This is a genomic window from Candidatus Krumholzibacteriia bacterium (assembly GCA_035649275.1).
Lineage (GTDB): Bacteria > Krumholzibacteriota > Krumholzibacteriia.
Genome location: DASRJW010000016.1, coordinates 1 through 2,568, shown reverse-complemented (window position 1 = coordinate 2,568; position 2,568 = coordinate 1). Strand labels below are relative to the sequence as shown.

Here is a 2,568-nt window from a genome sequence, read left to right as displayed (position 1 = left end):
TGGCATCCGACTCGGGCAGTTCGAGCCAGAGCGGGACTTGGAGAAGCGGTCCACGGCGGACGACGCGTTCGAGGAGTCCATAGCCGAGCCGGAGTACTCTTGCTCGCATTTCTCCGGGTACACGCCGGAGCGAGGCGCGCCAAGTGGCGTCATCCAGGGGCTCATGCAGGCGAGCCAGCGCCGCCGCCACCCGAGCCGCCCTTCCAAGCCTCGAGCCCCTGGGACTTCCTCCGGCCTCCTCGCCCTGCGTAGGAGAACGGTGAGAGGTGCTCGACCGATCATCACCACGATCGTCCACCGTCTCTGCGGGCTCCTGGTCCAAGGTTGGAGAACGATGAGAGGTGTCCCCGCTCCCTCCCTCCCCCACAGCGCTTCGAAGCCCCGGCGTCATCGCCTCGGCGATCTCGATCCGGCAGAGCAACCGCTCGCGCTCGCTCCAGCGCTCCTCGTCTCGAAAGCGCTTCACCTTCTGCGACCGGGCGTGGGTGATCCATTTCTTCTGGAGAGCAGCACCCCCCTTCGACCCCCGGAGCCTCCGAGCGATGCTCTGCGCCGCCAGCAGTCCGACCTCGCCCCCTTCGTAAGCCTCCCGCACCAACCACCACTGCCTGAGCTCCCGGGCGAGCGCCACCCGCCGCCACGCCGTCGACCCACCGACACCCAGGCGCTCCTCGGCGTAGGCCTCGAGGCCTGCCCATCCCAAGGCCGACCAGGCATCGTGCTCGTGCATCTCCAACAAGAGATCCGCCATGTCGATCTCGAGGCCATCTTCCAGCCGCACCAAGGACTCGAGGATCCGGAGCAGACGCTTGAGATCTCGCACCCGCGTCCGGCTCGAAGCTTTCGCCGCCTGCTGAGCGAGCTTCCCTTCGAGCCGGAGGAGTCGAAGCCGCAGCTTCTCGAAGCTCTCGAGACGCTGGAGCGCCCGGCGCATCGCCGGCGTGTGCAGCACGAGCATCGCCGCTTGACCAGGCTCCGGATCTGCTCGCCCTCCACTGCCGGAGGGCCGGGCGTATGAATCGTCGGTATGCGGCTCACCACCGCCCCGTCTCTTCTTGAAGCGCCGTTCTCGCCGCTTGGACAACCGGGGAACGAAATCCTCTGGCGGGAAACAACAGGCACTCATCGACTCGCCCACCAAGGCTGCGACGAACCTCCCCGGGCTCGTCTCTCCGCCCTCCAGGTTCCGGTACAGGTCCAGCTCCGACTCGAACATCCACTTCAAGTCGGGTGGCACCTGCTGCCGCACCACCACCCGAGGCTCTTCGGCGTCGTCAGCGCATACATCAGAGAGCATCGCCTTCGCTCCCGCTGCTTCCGCAGGCAGGCGAGGGACGGCAGTCCTCGACGAGCCTATCGCAGCCGCGACCACCGTCTTCAGGTCGAGGAGGGACAGCGTCCGCGCCCGGACGATCCATTCCCCGACGTCTCCTGCCGTCGCCACACGGCCCACCTGCAACGTTGCTACTTGACCCAGGGGACGACCACCGTCGGCACCACAGAGCGCTCCTGCCAGGCTCGGCAACCGCTCGAGCGTCCGGTGTAGGCGCACCAGGTCGTGCAGCCAGCGAGGGTCATGACGCAGGCGCTCACGGGCGAAGTCGCCGACGCTCTGGAAGCCGTAGCTCCGCCAGGCCTGATGCGCAAAGACGGAAGCCGCAGCCCGCGCCAGGGGCAAGACGAGCACCGCGCCGATGGCGGCCAGGCGCTGGACCACATGGTCGCTACAACGGACGGTGGCCGGCACATAGGGCCGGAAAGACCGGATGGCGCCGGCCGGGGCCGGCTTGTGCATCGATCTTTCGATACGCATAGGGTCGACCGCACTCTGGGAGGAGCGGGGTCTAGTGGGAGTGTTTCACTGAAGATGCACGAAGCCATGCTTAGAGTCAAGAGATATTTCTTAAAAACTTAGATGCTAGAATCGTGCCGATGTGGTTCGGGATGTAAACGCCATGTACACGCGAAACGCGTGCCAGTTCGAGTGCGCGATCGTCGTGAAACTTTTCACATGCAGGAGGAGAAACATCGGAACCTTCGAACTGTGAGACGCCTCGTGAAACTTTTCACATGCGGGAGAAGCGTGACTCTGGAGCCTGACTCTTTCACACACAGGCATGAGCACATCTGAGGCCACTGGGGCCGACGCCGAGGGGCACCACCGTGCATCGAGGGGCGCTTGGAGTGAGTTCAGAGTGGACAATGAGTGTCAACGCTGTGGACACTCATACACCGTGCCAGCTCCAAGGCATGATGGGCCAGATGGACGCGCTTAACCTTGCCAAAGACGTCCAGCCACCGATGAGAGCGTGTTCGACGCGCGCTCCATTGTGAAAGATCCGAAGTGAAGTGGGTCCAGGGCCACGGGCGCTTGGGAATCGCTTCAGAGGACAAAAGAAGGGGCCCCGTTCAGGAGAACGGGGCCCCGTACCTGCTGGCCGAGTCGATTCGCCGCCTTCGCGAGCGACTTCGGCTGCGGCCGTTGGCGGTGGGCTGCCCCTACTGGCGCAGTACGACGACGCGGGAAGTGTACCTCTGGGACCCCAGGATGCCGCGCACGTAGTAGAC

1 protein-coding gene is annotated in these 2,568 nt (G+C 64.9%); it reads right to left on the bottom strand.

Going from position 1 to position 2,568, the window contains the following annotated elements:
* Positions 1-1,795: hypothetical protein (locus VFE28_01300; GenBank protein ID HZM14609.1), on the bottom strand; the 1,795-nt coding region annotated here is incomplete at its 3' end.
* Positions 1,796-2,568: the final 773 nt, after the last annotated feature.